The 18101-nt window shown below is 31.8% G+C and carries 13 protein-coding genes; 2 read left to right on the plus strand and 11 right to left on the minus strand.

From position 1 onward, the window contains the following. Positions 1–207 precede the first annotated feature (207 nt). The 11 genes from LL038_RS06980 to LL038_RS07030 all read right to left on the minus strand — a co-directional run bounded on the left by LL038_RS06980 (position 208) and on the right by LL038_RS07030 (position 12034). On the minus strand, positions 208–1230 hold the full coding sequence (locus LL038_RS06980; RefSeq protein ID WP_216121308.1) for a threonine aldolase family protein: 1023 nt from the start codon (positions 1228–1230) through the stop codon (positions 208–210). Between the two features lie 59 nt (positions 1231–1289). Further along, complete coding sequence (locus LL038_RS06985) at positions 1290–2990, minus strand: ABC-ATPase domain-containing protein (protein WP_216121306.1); 1701 nt, start codon at positions 2988–2990, stop codon at positions 1290–1292. A 118-nt stretch (positions 2991–3108) separates the two neighbouring features. After that, positions 3109–4818, minus strand: a complete 1710-nt coding sequence (locus tag LL038_RS06990; protein ID WP_216121304.1) for a sulfate adenylyltransferase subunit 1 — start codon at positions 4816–4818, stop codon at positions 3109–3111. Positions 4819–4836: 18 nt separating this feature from the next. Next, complete coding sequence (cysD, locus tag LL038_RS06995) at positions 4837–5637, minus strand: sulfate adenylyltransferase subunit CysD (protein WP_071612711.1); 801 nt, start codon at positions 5635–5637, stop codon at positions 4837–4839. Between the two features lie 12 nt (positions 5638–5649). Continuing rightward, a complete protein-coding gene (locus LL038_RS07000; protein ID WP_216121300.1) occupies positions 5650–5964 on the minus strand; it encodes a 4Fe-4S dicluster domain-containing protein in 315 nt (104 codons plus the stop codon). Further along, positions 5954–7633: an adenylyl-sulfate reductase subunit alpha gene (locus LL038_RS07005; protein WP_216121298.1), complete on the minus strand. Its 1680-nt coding sequence runs from the start codon at positions 7631–7633 to the stop codon at positions 5954–5956. Before LL038_RS07005 ends, LL038_RS07000 begins: the two co-directional genes overlap by 11 nt. Before the next feature lie 47 nt (positions 7634–7680). Beyond that, complete coding sequence (gene cysC, locus LL038_RS07010; RefSeq protein WP_216121296.1) at positions 7681–8277, minus strand: adenylyl-sulfate kinase; 597 nt, start codon at positions 8275–8277, stop codon at positions 7681–7683. A 28-nt stretch (positions 8278–8305) separates the two neighbouring features. Continuing rightward, positions 8306–9082 carry an ABC transporter permease gene (locus tag LL038_RS07015; protein WP_216121368.1) on the minus strand — a complete coding sequence of 259 codons (777 nt, stop codon included), beginning with the start codon at positions 9080–9082 and terminating at the stop codon, positions 8306–8308. Beyond that, positions 9012–9851, minus strand: a complete 840-nt coding sequence (locus LL038_RS07020; protein ID WP_171297872.1) for an ABC transporter ATP-binding protein — start codon at positions 9849–9851, stop codon at positions 9012–9014. The genes LL038_RS07015 and LL038_RS07020 overlap by 71 nt, the downstream gene beginning before the upstream one ends. Before the next feature lie 14 nt (positions 9852–9865). Further along, positions 9866–10909: an aliphatic sulfonate ABC transporter substrate-binding protein gene (locus tag LL038_RS07025; protein WP_253200212.1), complete on the minus strand. Its 1044-nt coding sequence runs from the start codon at positions 10907–10909 to the stop codon at positions 9866–9868. 66 nt (positions 10910–10975) lie between these two features. Further along, complete coding sequence (locus LL038_RS07030) at positions 10976–12034, minus strand: ROK family protein (protein WP_309245033.1); 1059 nt, start codon at positions 12032–12034, stop codon at positions 10976–10978. A gap of 599 nt (positions 12035–12633) precedes the next feature. Between LL038_RS07030 and LL038_RS07035 the strand changes: the two genes are divergently transcribed. Continuing rightward, positions 12634–13350 (plus strand): SGNH/GDSL hydrolase family protein, encoded by a 717-nt coding sequence (locus LL038_RS07035; protein ID WP_216121293.1) that lies wholly within the window; start codon positions 12634–12636, stop codon positions 13348–13350. A 212-nt stretch (positions 13351–13562) separates the two neighbouring features. Continuing rightward, the gene (gene gltB, locus LL038_RS07040) at positions 13563–18083 is read left to right on the plus strand and encodes a glutamate synthase large subunit (RefSeq protein WP_216121291.1); all 4521 of its coding nucleotides are present in this window, start codon (positions 13563–13565) and stop codon (positions 18081–18083) included. The last annotated feature ends 18 nt before the right edge of the window (positions 18084–18101 follow it).

Consider the following 18101-nt stretch of genomic DNA (forward strand, 5'->3'; position numbering starts at 1 on the left):
ACTCTATAGACTCCATAATATTGTTATCTGTTATATTATATAAATAAAACATAAATATTTCATTAAGATTACTATATGTTTATGTTAGAAGTCCGTCAATAATGTGCTTAAAATTTTACTGAATTTATAAAAAAACAGCCTTAGAGGGCTATATGGTAACCCTCTAAGGTTGCTTTCATAAATTAAAATACATAGGAATATATCATGTTAAATTAATATCAAATCTTCAATAAATGCGTTAACCGCATCTTCCTTTGTTGCCCATGAGGTTACAAGGCGAATAGCAGAACTATCCCCATCAATTTTTTGCCATACAAAAAACGAATATTTTTCTTCAAGTTTTTTAATTGTTTTATTAGGCAATATTGGAAATATTTGATTTGTAGATGAACTTATTAGAAATTCATAGCCACTTTTTCCAATCCCCTTTTTCAACATATCCGCCATATTATTTGCATGTTTGGCTAGCTCAAAATAAAGATCATTTTTAAATAACTCCAAAAACTGTATACCAATTAACCTGCCCTTTGCAAGTAACCCACCCTTTTGCTTAATGTGATATCTAAAATCTACCTTAAGTGAATCACTACAAATTACAAAGGCTTCCCCAATTAATGCTCCATTTTTTGTTCCACCTATATAAAAAGCATCAGTAAGCTTTGGCAAATCTGAAATCTTAATGTCATTTTCTTTTGAGCATAATGCAGACCCTAGCCTTGCTCCATCAACATATAAGATTATATTATTTTTAGTGCAGAAATCATATAAATCCTTTAACTCCTGTTTCTTATATATAGTCCCTATTTCAGTTGGATTTGATATATAAACCATTTTAGGCTTTACCATATGTTCGTCTGTATGCTCATCTATAGCCATCTTTATATGAATAGGTTTAAGCTTTCCATCATCTACTTTTACAGAAATAACCTTATGACCAGTTGCCTCTATTGCTCCAGTTTCATGAACTAATACATGTCCAGTGCTTGCTGCAATAACAGCTTCATGAGGTCTTAAAAATGCAGAAATAGCCGTAAGATTTGTTTGAGTCCCACCACAAAACATATGAATATCAACATCATTGGATTGTAACTTTTCCTTTAATAAATTAATAGCGCCAAGTGTATATTTATCTTCTCCATAACCATCTTCCTGCTCCATATTTGATTCAATTAAAGCTCTCAATATGTTTGGATGAGCTCCTTCACTATAATCATTTTTAAAACTATACATTTGTTTTCCCCTCTCTACATAATTGGTTTATTTTAACTTTACGTTTTTGTTATAACTTTTTATATTTTGAGCTTTCTATATCTATTATAGGTCGCCATTATTTCTTGCTTTCTAGGCATTGCTAAACTACCGCTTCCACCTTTTAATCTATCCATGGATATTAACCCATTTCTATCTATTTGGCAAATTATATTATCAACCATGTCACCAAAATTTAAACCCTTATTCATAAGACTTACTTCCACATATTTCATAATACTTCCAATAGCATTTACTTGCTCACTGTCAACTATTTGTTCCACAGCCCTTAAATCTATATCATCGTGATTTATACTTAAAACACTTAGCCCTATTGTTTTCATCTTAATACCTTTATCTCCTTGCGTTATAGTTCCAGCTTTGACTACTCTATTAAAACTAATATTCGTTTTTAAATCTTTATCAATAATTCTTTGAATTATATTACCTCGACTTAACTTTTTAGCCTCTTTTGTAACATCTTTTGCTTCATAGTTGTCCAATTGAATTACGCTGTCTGCTACATCGAAAAACTCTCCTGAACTTCCTACTACCATTATCGTTGAAATACCATTTTGCTTATGTAAAGGGCTCACTATTTCTATAAATGGAGTAATTGGTTCCTTTTCCTTGGAAACTAATTTTTGCATTAAATCATCTCTCATCATAAAATTGGTGGCTGAAGTATCTTCATCTATTAATAGTACCTTTGCTCCACTTTCTATTCCCTCTATGATATTCGCCGCTTGTGATGTACTTCCACTTGCGTTTTCTGTAGAAAATTCTATTGTATCTTTACCGTTAGGTAGTTTACTAATAAATAGAGATATATTCGTTTTAGTTATACATCTGCTGTCTTCTGACCTTACCTTTAAGGCTGATTCATCTGTTATAACAAATTCCCTACCATCACCTTCAATATGATTATAAACTCCAAGCTCTAAAGCTTTTAATAATGTAGATTTACCATGATATCCTCCACCTACTATAAGTGTTATACCGTCCTTAATTCCCATGCCACGAATTTTGCCATGACTCTTTGTATTAAATTCTACTTCTAGGTCTTTTGGTGATGCAAATGCTATACCACCTTTTAGTACTTTTGTAGACACTCCACTTTCTCTAGGTAATATTGATCCATTAGCTACAAATGCAATTAGCCCGAGGCTTTTGAGTGACCTTCTTATATCTTCTTGATCCTCTACAAGGGTTACTCTACTTGTTAATTTTTCACTATCTATGTTTTTATATATTAAAGTTTTTTCAACAATATTTGGTATAATATCATATAAAATTTTCTCAAGTTCTCTGGCTAGTACACTTCTCCCTCTTGCTGGAAATCCAACATAAAATCTAGCTTCTATTTTATCCTCATCTATAATTATTGAAGTTCTGTCCAATATCTCTTGTGGACATTTGCTTATAGCTATTAATCCACTCTTCCTAGACCCAAAAACCTTCTGCGAATATTTATTTATATTATAATGAAATTTTCTTGTTAAAAAATCTGCTACCGCAATGTTTTTATTTTTATTATTGAAAGTCACTTTTGGAAATTTCGCTATGTTTTGTCCCACTATTATTCTTATTCTTGATGGAGATGCAAAAGGATCACCTTGAACATGATCTATACAAAGCACAAAACTTCCAAAGTCATACTCTCCCTCTAAGTTTTTATACAATCTATAGCTTTTCCCATCGATTTTATCTATTTCCATTTTCAAAGCTTGCGAATTTTTCATATAACTCTCCTTTATTTCACCTATACCACGTTTTATAAGAAAAGAACCAATCACGGAGACTGCTACTTATCCCGATTGGCTCTTTAGATTTTTTATTCAATTAAATCTCATGTTTACTCTAAATTGAATATTCTAATGTTTCATCTACACTATCACTAAATCTTATAGTTCTATATTTAGTGAAATCTAACCATTTATTTGCAAACTTCTCATTCATATCTTTTTTATATTCATTAATGTATGAGGATAAATCATTTTGTGATGTTAGTTTAACACCAAATCCTTTTTCATTTATAATAACTATAGATTCATATGAATAACTTTCTATTGCTATAACATCTATTAACTTACCATTTCTTATTTTAGAAACAAGATCGGCATTTAATGCTATTACATCAAAATCTTTTGTGTATTCATAACTTGATCCAAGAAAAGGTACATTATCTCCAATTTTATATTGGTTAGCCTTTATCAATTCCTTTTTAATTGCTAGTGCTTTAATATCAAAATAATATTCATCAAAACAATTAATAGTAAGTTTAATTTTATCTTTACTAAAGGTAGTTTCTATGATGCTAGTAGACTCTGCCACCCCTGAAATAATTCCACCACCACTTACATCATAACCATCTACTATTACAAATCTACCTGTATTTTGGTTATCTGCAAATTTATCAAAACATATTTTTTCCTTTGTCCTTATAGTAACTTCAGCTACATCATTAGTTTTTGCTTCAGTTGCATTTTCATAAGTTCCTATAGTACTTGCATCTATGACTTTATTAAAAGCTACAATTTCACATTCTACTTCTTGAGTTACAAGTTTTATCTTGTATTTTCTGCCTTTTACTAAACTATTTTTTCCCATCCAAAATATATTAGTAGTAAAAAGATCAGCAATAACAGGAGCATTATCAATGTGTGAAATTATTTCTCCCCTTTTATTGAAAAACTCATCTTCAAAAGTAATTCCCACTGACATTCCTGCACTTACTGTACTTACCCTATCTTTTTCTACAAAGGCTTCTATACTTTTAACTTTTGTAGTCCTGTTTGATGGAGAAATAAGAATTTCATCACCAACTTTAAGCGTACCTGCTTCTATTCTACCTGCAATTATTCTCCTATTATCAAATTTATATACATCTTGAATTGGGAATCTTAGTGGTTTTGCGTCTAATCCTTCTTCCTCCGTAAATAAATCTAATGCTTCAAGAACAGTTTCTCCTTTGTACCAAGATAATTTTTCTGATTTTGAAGTTAAATTTTCACCATAAAATGCTGAAATAGGGATGTAGCTCATTGGATGTACATTTAATTTTTTTAGAAAAGCATTCATTTCATCTTTTATAACATTAAATTTTTCCTGGCTGTAATCTATAAGATCCATTTTATTAACTACAACACACACCTGCTTTATACCAAGTAGTGATAATATATAACCATGTCTTTTAGATTGTTCTTGTATTCCTTCTTTAGCGTCTATTATAAGTAGCGCAGCTTCAGCACTAGCTGCACCTGTAATCATATTTTTAAGAAATTCTATATGTCCTGGTGCATCTATAATTACGTAATCCCGTTTATCTGTATGAAATTGAAGTGACGTTGTATCTATTGTAATTCCTTGCTTTTGTTCTTCTTCAAAAGCATCTAATAGATACGCATATTCAAAAGGTTTACCTGTTTCTTTAGCAATTCTTTTAACTTTTTCAATTGCACCTTCTGGTAGTGATTTTGTATCATACAATAACCTTCCAATTACTGTAGACTTACCGTGATCTACGTGTCCTACTGCAACTATTCTTAATTGTTCTCTTGTATTTTCCATTAGTAATAAACCCCTCCCTTACATGTAACCATCTTTACGAAGCTTTTGCATAGCATATGAATCTTCTTGATCTTGAGCTCTACCTGCTCTTTCTCCCGTTGTAGTATGTTTTAATTCCTCAATTATTTGATCAATCGTCACTGCATTTGACTTTATCTTACCTGTACACTCAGCACATCCAAGGCTTCTGTATCTCTCTCCGTTCTTTGCAAAATATAAATCTATAAGTGGTATATTTTCTCTCTGTATATAAGTCCATATATCTATTTCATTCCAATGAAGTATTGGATGAACCCTTATATGATTTCCTTTTGGGAAATCAGTTTTAAATTGATCCCAAAGTTCTGGCGCTTGATTAGTGTAATCCCACTCTGAATCCTTATTTCTTTCACTAAATACTCTTTCCTTTGACCTAGAACCTTCCTCATCACTTCTAATTCCAAGAATTAATCCATCAAATTCATATTTTGTAACCACTTGCTGAAGGCCATCTGTTTTTAGTGCTTTGCAACAAACGAGTCTTCCTTTATCTGGTCCCATACCTGCGTCGATTGCTTCCTGGTTTGTATGCACTATAAGGTCGATATTAAACTCTTTAGCAATTTTATCTCTGTATTCAATCATCGCAGGAATTTTATGCTTTGTGTCTACATGAATAAACGGAAAAGGAGAGTGTCCGAAAAAAGCCTTCTTTGATAACCACAATAATACTGTTGAATCCTTACCAATTGACCATAACATTCCAAGTTTACCTAGTTTTTTATAAGATTCTCTTAATATGAAAATACTTTCTGCTTCTAATTCATCTAAATGATCCATAATTTAACCTCCCTAATATTTATTAGCCTCTGTTTCATTTGTTGTAATAATTATCTCGACCTTATTTGGCTTATATATGTGCCAATGAAGAAGATTTTTTTCTTTTTTAGTATTTAAAAAAGTTCCTTTGCCACCAATATCAGCGCCAAGATAATAATTTATAGCCTGGACTGGACATTCTTTAAGACAGGCAGTACACCCCCAACACTCATCGGGGTATTTTATAAAAGCTTTCGATTCACCATTTTTAAAAATAAGATTTCCCGGACAAATCATACGACATTTACCACAACCCACACATTTTTGTAAATCTATTTTAATGCTCATAAACTTCATCTCGCTTTACTAAGTTTCTAAAGACAACTTTAACCGTGCCTTCCTTATATATAGTATTTACATACTTAAGCAAGTTTTCGTCTTTTTCCTTGAAGTCTGCATTTTCACCATAACATTTCCAGCGTGTTTCTTTCCTTGCTAGAAGATGAACTATTAAAACTTTGCAGACGTATAGCCTATCAATAACTTCGTATATTTGCAATAGTTCTCTCATATCTTTAGCATTTAAATTATTTGAAAGAACTAAAAGTTCTTCTATTTTCTTGCTGGCAATTTGTAACCTAGATGAATTAAAAACATAATTCGTAGATATACCCCCTGCATATTCATCCATTACTTTTTGCATTGCCTCTTCAATACCATTTATAGAAAATAAGCTATCATTCTTTTCAAGAAAAGTTTCTAATAATTTTACTTTAGCAGAAATTTCTTTATCATTAATTAGCTTGTTTTTCTTGTTTTTTATAAACTCAGTTGCAGCAATAGCTGCAATTTCACCTTCTACAAAACAACCAGTAACATATTTTTTAGGACTTCCCCCAGCAACGTCTCCAGCTGCATATAAACCAGAAATTGTTGTAGCACGCTTAGCATCTACCCAATATCCACTAGCCGCATGTCCACCTACTATATAAGGCTCTGTACCTTCTATCTCAAGGTTCTCCTTGCTAGGGCCAACTCCATCCTCAATCCACTTTAAAGTCTGAGCAGGAGCCATATTAAGGTATGCCTTATAAAGCTCTTGCTGTGCTCCACCCGAAATGCCTTTTGTTTTTAAATAACAAGGTCCGAGGCCTTTCCTATTTTCCTCTACAGTTGCAAACAATCGTGTTGTAGTTAAAGGTTTGCCATAACTTTTTACATACTCTTTCTCATCCGCATTAACTTGCTTTGCACCAATCCCCTGAGCCACCGTGCCTGTAGGTGCTATGGTATCCTTACATCTTAGAGCAATAAATCTCATTTCAAAAGAAGTCATTTCAGCTCCTGCTCTTATACCCATAGCATATCCTGCTCCAGTATTAAAGGGAGAATACCACATCTTATGTTTAGAAAAGCCAGGACTATTAGGTTTATAAAGACCAGATGCTCCGCCGGTAGTGCAAATTACAGCTTTTGAATAAATTATATAAAAAATATTTTCTTCTATATGAAAACCATAAGCCCCAATGACTATGTTATCTTTAATAATATAATCAATTATATTTACCTTGTTTAAAACATTTATATTTGTCTTTAAATTAATCTCATTTGCAAGAAGGGGTTTTATGTTTTCACCGTTAATTTTAATACTTCTTTTTCCACGAGCTACATATTTACCATCCAAGTCCTTTAAAATAGTAAGACCTATACTCTCCATATTTTTTGTAACCTTATTTAAATTCTTAGCTATAGAATAAACTAAGTCTTCTCTTACTATTCCTTCTGCTTCTTTTTTAACATAATCTACAAAGTCTTCTGAAGTATATCCCTCATTAATATATGCATTTATTGCATTAACACCTGCCGCTAAACATCCACTTCTTTTAATATTAGCCTTATCTGCTACAACAATATTAATATCTTCCTTCTTACTTAAGGTTAATGCTGCATAACATCCAGCGGTGCCTCCACCAACTATTAGCACATCTGTTTCTAGTATTTTTGTTTCAAGCCTCATTATATCCTCCTAGCCAAGACATTTTAAAATAAATAACTATAAATACACTAGTCTATTTTAGATACTAACTTCAAGTAGTCCAATATTTTATCTACACATTGATCTACTGTTTTCTCTTTTGTGTTTACAACAATTTCAGGATTTTCAGGTTTTTCATATGGCGCGGATATACCTGTAAATTCTTTGATTTCGCCAAGTCTAGCCTTCTTATATAAATTCTTAGGATCTCTCCTTTCACATTCCGAGAGAGGGCAATCAACAAATATTTCAATAAAATCATCGCCAAGTGTAGAACGTGCCATCTCACGATTTGCTTTTAATGGAGATATGAAGCAAGCAATTGTTATTAATCCTGAATCTACAAACAATTTTCCTATTTCGCTAATCCGCCTAATATTTTCATTTCTATCTTGCATTGAGAACCCAAGATCTGAGTTTATACCTAGGCGAATATTATCTCCATCTAATAGATAGGTTGCTTTGCCAATTTCATTTAATCTTAAATCTAAAGCATTTGCTACTGTTGACTTTCCAGAACCTGATAACCCAGTAAACCATAATAACTTAGATTTTTGTGATAATAGATTTTCGCGTAACTTTCGAGTTACAAACGTATCATGCCAAGTAAGGTTTTCTATGCTCATTTATATTCACCTCCATTAATTTTAAAAACTAAGCCCTATCAAGGCCCCATTTATGTCTCATATTTTTCTCAAGTCTTGAAAAAACAAGTTTATCCACCACTAACCCAAGAATTATTATTACTATCATTACAGCTACAACTTGGCTAATGTCGGCTAAGTCACGTCCTACCATAAGCACTTGGCCAAGCCCCTTTGTTGAAGATAACATCTCTCCTGCCATCAAAGCCCTCCATGCGAATGACCAACCCTGCTTAAGTCCACTAACTATATCTGGCAGCGCCGCTGGCAAAATTACATGGGTATAAACTTTACTACCCCTTGCACCCATTGTTTTTGCAGCTCTTATATATAATGGATTTACATTTTGTATTGCATATTTAACTGATATTGCCACCGCAAATGTTGAACCAATTGCAATTACGAAAATAATTGAAATCTCACTAAGTCCAAACCAAAGAATAGCAAATGGCAACCAGCAAATACTAGGTAAAGTTTGAAGTCCTAAAATTAATGGCCCTAAATTTTCATCTAAATATTTAAATTTAGCAATTGTAAGTCCTAGAGTAACCCCTATTATTACTGATATAAAATAGCCAACTACAATTCTCTTTAAACTTGCAACAATAGCTATTCCTATTGTGTTATCTTTTATAAGTGAAATCAAAGTACCAAAAACGTCAAAAGGTGATGGGAAAATATAAGGTTTCCAAATTCTAAAAACATCAACACCTAGTTTATAAATCCCCTCCCATATCACTATCAGGAGTATATAGAACAGTATTTTCTTCAATATTCCAATCACCATCGTATTCTGCTTTTGCAACCTTCTCCACCTCCTCTTTTAATGCTTTCATTATCTTAGATGTATAATAAGCTATATCACAACTTTCCATTTCTCTTGGCCTTGCAAGTTCTATCTTAAATTCTTGCTTTATTCTACCAGGATTAGCTGCCATAACAACAACTCTATTAGCCAAATAAACTGCTTCTTCTGCATTATGGGTAATAAAAATAATTGTTTTTTTTGTATTTACCCAAATTCGTTGTAGTTCTTGTTGCAGCATCATTTTAGTCTGGCTGTCAAGAGCTGCAAAAGGTTCATCCATTAGCAGTATTTCAGAATCAAGAGATAGTGCACGGGCAAGAGCTACCCTTTGCTTCATTCCACCTGATAACTCATAAACATAAGAATCTTGAAATTTTGATAGATGTACCATTTTTAAATAGTGGATAGCCTTCTCATATCTATCTTCCTTTGGTATTCCAGCCATCTTCATTCCAAACTCAACATTATCTATTACCTTAAGCCATGGAAATAATGCTGCTTCTTGAAACATTACTGTCCTATCAGGCCCCGGCCCTGTTATTTCATTACCATTAAGTAGAACAACACCTTTGGTTGCCTTTTCAAGTCCTGCTAAAATATTTAGTAAAGTTGATTTTCCACAACCAGATGGCCCTAATATACATACAAAATCGCCCTTTGTAATTTCTAAATTAAAATTTTCAAGTGTACTTGTTTTCTTATGCTTTGAAATAAACTCCTTACTAACATCCTTAACTATAAGACTCAAACGTGTCACCTCTTTTATTTGATTTGAACTTGACCTTTTTCTTTTAAAACCTTATTTAAAATTGTAAGGTTAAACAAATTCTTTGTGTCTGGATTTAATCTTAAAAACCCTTCTTGAAGTGAAAACTTAACAAAATCTAAAACGGAATCCTTTTCCGGATTATTTGTAATTGTTAATCTTTTAAAGGCAGCATCTAAAACATCTTTTTCTATTCCTTTTTTTGTTAACTCAGTAATTTGTTTATTAACTATTACCTTAGCTCTACCCGGATTCTTATTAATATAAGTAGTAACATCTACATGAGCTTTTATAAAATTTTTAACAATTAATGGATGCTGCTTTAAAAATTCAGTTCTTACAACTACTACAGCTGTCGTATATTTTCCTTGTCTAAATAAGTCTTTATAATCCAGGATAATGTTTGCTCCTGCTTCTTTAATAAGCCTTGATCCCCAAGGTTCAGGTACTAACGCTGCATCTATGTCCCCTTTTTTTAGTAATGATAAAATGTCAGCATTTGATGCTTGCCTTACTTCAACCGTTCCACCCTTTGTTTTATCCTTAAGTCCATTTTCAGACAATATGTTCCTAAGTGTTAAATCTTGCGTATTTCCAAACTGTGGGACTCCAATTTTTTTACCACTCAAATCTTTCAAATCCTTAATAACCATTCCCTTTTTAGATACAAATATTGCCCCAGCATCCGTTGCACCTGCTACGATTTGAATATCCCCTTTTGATTTTGAATATCCATTGATAGCGGGACCAGGCCCAATATATGCAATATCAATAGCTTTTGCAAATAATGCTTCTACTTCTGCAGGTCCTGCATTAAATAATTTCCACACTACTTTGTTTTTCGTTCCTATAGCCTTTTGAAAACTGCCTTGCTCACGTCCTACAAGAGCTTGAGAATGGGTTATATTTGGGAAATATCCAACTCTAACATCAGCATTCCCATTTACAACTTTTTTTGATGAACATCCTGATAATCCAGCGATAATTAAAAAGCCTGCTAGTATTACCCCAGAAATTTTAAATCCCTTTGAATTTTTCAACGTGGGCCTCCTACTAAAATTAGTTTTATTGAAATATTCAATACTACTTATATACATTTAAAAATGTTAATTATAAATATCTTTAATTACTAAAGCTACGGCACCAATCGAAATTGCATTTTCTTTAAAAAATCCACCTCTACTAAAAATAATCTTTTTCATTCTATCGGGATGCAATTTTTTGAATACAGTTTTAATACACTCATTATAAAATAGCTTTGAATTAATTATTAAAGGTCCACTTAATATAACCAATCCTGGATTTAGTAGATTAATATAATTAACCAACCCAGTTCCTAAAATTAAAGCAGCACCTATTAGTATTTCTTTAGATAAATTATCATTTCTTTCTGCTGCAATACAAATATCTTTATACTCTATATTTTCTAATTGCTTATTTATTATAGTATTTCTTCCCTTTTTAACCTCTAAAGAAAATTTTTTTATTATTGCATTTATAGATGAATAACCCTCTATGCATCCTAAATTTCCACATTTGCACTTTTCTCCATGAACATCGACTATCATATGTCCTAAAGCATCTTCATCATCGCTTATCGTCCTCATTAACTTACTAGATAAAACTGTACCTGTTCTTATGCCTATTCCACAATTTAAATAAGCAATATTTTCAACTCCTTTTCCAATACCATAAAAATATTCTCCAATGACAGCTGCATTTACTCCATTTTCAATAATAATAGGATAATTTAATCTTTTCTCAAGCATTTCTTTTATAGGAACATTCGACCAACCTAGTGCACTGAAATTAACAGGACTTATCATTATCCCATTCTTTATATCTAATGGTCCTACTGTTCCAAGACCTATTCCTACCAAGTTCCTATTAGCTAATTTTAAACTTTGATTTGCTTTATTAATAATTTCATATATTTTTTTTACAGTTTCTTGCGGTGAACAAAAAATATCCATATAAAACATTTCTTTGTACAATATTTTCATTTTTAAATTAGTTATGATTACCTGAGTATAAACTCTAGATATATCTATTCCTATAATATAAAATTCTAATAAACTCACATCATATAAAACTGGCCGTCTTCCACCTGTAGATTGGCCTATAGCTTCCCTCACTATAATTCTTTTTCTTTCTAATAGTTCCATTGTACTATTTAATGTAGTTAATTTAATTTTTGTTAATCTGGATATTTCACTTTTGGTAATAGGTCCCTCATTTTGAAGTGAATTAAATATCTTTTTTCTTCATTACTTAAGTTCTTCAATATATTAATGTTTTCTTTCACAACGTTTCCCTTCTACATAATAATAATTCTTTTAACTTTTAACTATTTTGTCAGAAGTATTTAATTATACTTTTAAATTATTCACAAAATCCAACCATACTTATCCTATAGGTTAGGTGTATGTTATCATTAGTTTAATGAATTGTCAACACAATTATTGTTATTATTATCCTATATATTTTTCCATACTTTTTTCGTCTATTGAAAATATTGCTAATAAACATTTTCAAATAAAACAATTAAAATGAAAGAATTAGATCACTTATATAAGTTTATTATTTAGTATAGAATATACCAAATAATAATGGGAATAATATATTAAATAAGTAACTTAATAAAATTTTTAATGTTTTACGTAGTTTTAATAACTATGTATTGAAATGTTTGTATTCCTATGGTATAATATTAATATAGAATAAGTAATTTGATTTATATAATTTAGTTTTATGGAGGTGTATTATGGAAGTTAAAGATAGTTACATTATAGTAGCATATGGAGATTCTATTACAAAAGGGATTATTTATGACGATAAAAAATCTAAATATGCAACTTTAAAAGAAAATTTTACAAGTATTATAGATAATAAAATAAAAGGACCTGTGTATAATGCAGGTAAATTTGGTAATACAATTATTCGTGGTGCACTTAAAATGTATAATGATGTGATTAAAAAATCACCTGATATGGTTTTAGTAGAATTTGGTGGTAATGATTGTGATTATAAATGGGATGAAATCGCTAAAAATCCTGAAATGGAATACAAACCAAACACTGATATATATACTTTTCGTGAAACATTACTTTCAATGATTGATACATTAAAAAATAATCACATAATGCCCGTACTTCTTACTTTGCCTCCACTTGATCCTTTAAAATATTTTAACTGGATTTCAAAAGAAGATTCTACTTCGGAGAAAAACATTTTACATTGGCTCGGAACAAAGGATAGACTTTTTACTTGGCATAATTCTTATAGTAAAATGATTACTCAGGTAGCTAATGAAACTGATACTGTACTTATTGATATTCGCTCAGAGTTTTTAAAACATAATGATTACACTCGCTTTTTATGTAAAGATGGAATACATCCAAACATCGAGGGCCAGTCATTAATAGCAACTGTTATATTAAACTTTCTAAAAGAAAATTATAATTTTTTATTAGAAAGTTAAAAAAACAAATTTACTTGGCAACAGTCATTGAAAATTATTTTCAATGGTTGTTGCCTTTATTGTTAAATTATAACATTCATTTATATTGGTAAATTACTTAGAAATAGTCTGTAAATTGTTATTTTTGACTCATTTTAAAATTGAACTTGCAAAATTATAGAATCGTGGTACAATTTATATAATTCGTTTTATAAATAAAAGGGGGTAATATTGTGAATACTAGCATTGGTTATCCTGAAAAGCAGGGATTATATGATCCTGCTAATGAAAAAGATAATTGTGGCGTTGGCTTTGTAGTAAATGTCAGAGGTGAAAAAACCAACGATATTATAAAAAAAGGGCTAAAGGTTCTCGTGAATTTAACCCATAGAGGTGCAGTAGGGGCAGACCCTAAAACTGGCGATGGCGCAGGAATACTTGTTCAAATTCCTGATGAATTTTTTAGAATTAGCTGTGACAATTTAGGACTCGAATTACCTAGAGTTGGAAAATACGCTGTAGGAATGATTTTTTTACCAAAAGAACCGGCATTAAGATTTCAGTGTGAAGGCATATTCGAGAGAATTGCAGAAGAAGAAGGACAAAAAATAATCGGCTGGAGATCTGTTCCTATAGATAGTAGAAACATTGGTGACACAGCAAAAGGAACCGAGCCTATTATAAGGCAGATATTTATAGGATCGACTTTTAAGGATGAATCACTTTCAGAAGATGAACTACAAGAAGAATTTGAAAGAAGACTTTATATTATAAGAAAAAGAGCTGAAAGCGAAGTAATCAAATTGGTTAATAGAAGCACAGAATATTTCTATATTTGTAGTCTTTCTAGCAGAACAATTGTTTACAAGGGACTTTTACTTGCTGAACAAATAAAAGGCTTTTACATTGATTTGCAAGACATAAACTTTAAAAGTGCTCTTTGCCTTGTTCATCAAAGATATAGTACAAACACCTTTCCAACTTGGGATTTAGCGCAACCTTTTAGATATTTGGCACATAATGGTGAAATAAATACCATTCGTGGAAATAGAAACTGGATGAATGCTAGGGAAGGAATAATAAAATCTAATGTGTACGGAGAAAATCTTAAGAAGTTATTCCCAATCATTAGTCCTAATGGTAGCGATTCAGCTTCCTTAGATAATATGTTGGAACTATTAAAAATGGATGGAAGATCTCTACCTCATAGTTTGATGATGTTGATTCCTGAAGTTTGGACTACAAATGATGATATGGAAGATTATAAGAGATCATTTTATGAATATCACGGATCGCTTATTGAACCTTGGGATGGCCCAGCTGTCGTTGCATTTACGGATGGAATTAGAATAGGTGCGACCTTGGATAGAAATGGACTTAGACCTGCAAGATACGTAATAACAAAGGATGGTTTTGCTGTTCTTGCGTCTGAAGCTGGAGTTCTTAAATTTAAACCAGAAGATATCAAAAAAAAGGGCAAGCTTCAACCAGGAAAAATGTTCTTAATTGATACAAACGAAGGACGAATAATTACAGACGACGAAGTTAAGAAAACAGTTTGTACAAATAAGCCTTATGGCGAGATGGTTTTAAAAAACAAACTATATCTAGAAGATTTTGATGGTGTAGTTGATGAAGTTATAATTGATAAAGATATTTTAAAGGAAAAACAGCAAGCCTTTGGTTATACTCTAGAGGATTTAAAACTTATCTTATCTCCTATGGCGAAAAACGGTAAAGAGCCAATTGGTTCTATGGGAAATGATACTCCGCTTGCTGTTTTATCTAACAAACCACAGCTTTTATTTGCTTATTTTAAGCAACTTTTTGCTCAAGTTACCAATCCTCCAATTGATTCAATTAGAGAAAAAATGGTAATGTCTTTAATGAACTATGTGGGCTCTCAATATAATGTTTTAAATCAGGATTCTAATGATAATCCATTTATTGAAATAAGCAGACCCCTTTTAACAAATTTAGAAATGGCTAAAATTAAGAATTTAAAAGATAATGCTTTTAAAACTACAACAATCCCTATAACTTTTAAAGCAGACACTGGGGTTGAAGGTTTCAAAATGGCACTTGATAAAATTTGTGAAAGAGCCTCTACAAGAATTAAAGAAGGATATAATATTATCGTTCTTAGTGACAGATTAGTAGACTCTTACGATGCTGCAATCCCAAGCTTGCTTGCGTTATCTGCTGTTCAACAGCATTTAATACGCGAAAAAACCAGAACTTTTGTTTCTATAATAGTTGAAACAGGAGAAGCAAGAGAGACAATGCATATGGCCTTATTAATTGGTTATGGTGCAACTGGTGTTAATCCATACCTTGCATTTAAATCAATTGATAATATTATAAATGAAGGTGATATAGAAAATATTTCTATAGAAAAAGCTCATGAAAACTATATACATGCAGTATCACAAGGTCTTCTAAAAATATTATCAAAGATGGGAATATCAACTATTCAAAGTTATCACGGGGCACAAATTTTTGATGCTGTTGGCTTAAATTCTGACTTTCTACAAAAATATTTTGGTGGAACACCATCTAGGATTGGTGGAATTGGTATAGAAACTGTGGCAAAGGAAGTATTAATTAGACATAAAAATGCATTTAATAAGTTAAGAAAACCTATAGCAGAACTCGATGTTGGTGGATTATATTCTTGGAGAAAAGATGGAGAATATCACCTATTTAACCCTGATACAATTTATAAACTTCAAGTAGCTGCAAGGACTAACGATTACAACTTATATAAAGAGTATTCAAAAATCATAAATGATCAAGACAAACATTTATGTACAATTAGGGGATTATTCGAACTTAATTATGGAAATGAAATTCCAATAGAGCAAGTTGAACCAATAAGTGAAATAGTTAAGCGTTTCTGCTCAGGTGCAATGTCATTTGGATCTATCAGTAAAGAAGCTCATGAAACTATGGCTATAGCTATGAATAGACTTGGTGGAAAAAGTAATACTGGTGAAGGTGGAGAAGATCCTGAAAGATTCAAGGTTGATCAGAATGGGGATTTAAGACGAAGTGCAATTAAACAAATAGCTTCTGCTAGATTTGGAGTTACAACTGAATACCTTGTTAATGCAGATGAATTACAAATTAAGATAGCTCAAGGTGCTAAACCTGGAGAAGGTGGGCAGCTACCGGGTAAAAAAGTAGATGTTAATATAGCAAGACTTAGGCATTCAACGCCTGGAATTGATTTAATATCACCACCACCTCATCATGATATATACTCAATTGAAGATTTAGCTCAGCTTATTTATGATTTAAAGAGTGTAAATCCTCATGCACGAATAAGTACGAAATTAGTTTCAGAATTAGGAGTTGGAACAATAGCTGCTGGAGTTGTTAAAGCACATTCTGATGCTATAGTAATAAGTGGTCATGATGGTGGAACAGGAGCTTCCCCACTATCATCTATTAAGCATGCAGGACTTCCTTGGGAGCTTGGACTTGCTGAGACTCAGCAGGTACTTCTGCTAAATAATTTAAGAAGCAGAGTAACAGTTCAAACTGATGGTCAGCTTAAAACAGGCCGTGATGTTGTTATCGCTGCACTTCTTGGAGCTGAAGAATTTGGATTTGCAACTACAGCTCTTGTAGTTCTAGGTTGTACTATGCTAAGAAATTGTCATTTAAATACTTGCGATATGGGTATAGCTACTCAAGATCCAGAACTTCGTAAGAATTTCAAAGGCAAACCTGAATATGTTGTAAACTTCTTTACCTTTATTGCAATGGAAATAAGGGAGCATATGGCAAAACTTGGGTTTAGAACTATGAATGAAATGGTAGGTAGAGTAGATAAGATTAGTCCTAAAAAAGCAATCACTCATTGGAAAGCAAAAAATCTAGATTTATCAAATATTTTATATAAACCAGATATGCCAAAGAGAATTAAACGTTACTGTGTAATTGCTCAGAATCATGGTTTAGACAATTCTTTAGATTATAAACTTATTGAAATGGCAAAAGAATCTTTAGAAAATGGAATGAAAAGTACCTTTAACTTAGAAATTGAAAATGTTAATCGTTCTGTTGGTGCAATGTTAAGCGGAAGAATAGCTATGAAATATGGCGCTACTGGTCTTCCAGACGATACAATAACATTAAATTTTGTAGGAGCTGCCGGTCAAAGTTTTGGAGCATTTGGTGCTAATGGATTAACATTAAAATTAGTAGGAGATGCAAATGATTATGTTGGCAAGGGATTATCTGGTGCTAAGATTATTGTAAAAACACCAGAAAATTGTACCTTTGTTCAAGATGAAAACTTTATTGCCGGTAATACAATTCTTTATGGAGCAACTTCTGGTAAATTGTTTATAAACGGACTTGTAGGTGAACGTTTTGCAGTAAGAAATTCGGGAGCCCAGGCTGTAGCTGAAGGAATTGGAGACCACGGTTGTGAATACATGACTGGCGGAGTTGTAGTTATTATAGGAAGAACCGGTAGAAACTTTGGAGCAGGAATGAGCGGTGGTATAGCATATGTTATAGATGAGAATGAAACTTTTAAATCAAAATGTAATATGGAAATGATTGAAGTAGAATCAATAACCTCAAAATCAGATTTAGATCAGCTTTATTCAATAATAAAAGAACATTTTGAGGCTACTAACAGTAACAAAGCTAATAAAATTTTAAATAATTGGAATGAATATAAATCAAAATTCAAAAGAGTAATACCAACCGCTTACAAAGCAATACTAGAAGGAAAATAGAATAGAGAGAAAATGCAA

It is taken from the genome of Clostridium estertheticum (assembly GCF_026650985.1).
Lineage (GTDB): Bacteria > Bacillota > Clostridia > Clostridiales > Clostridiaceae > Clostridium_AD > Clostridium_AD estertheticum_C.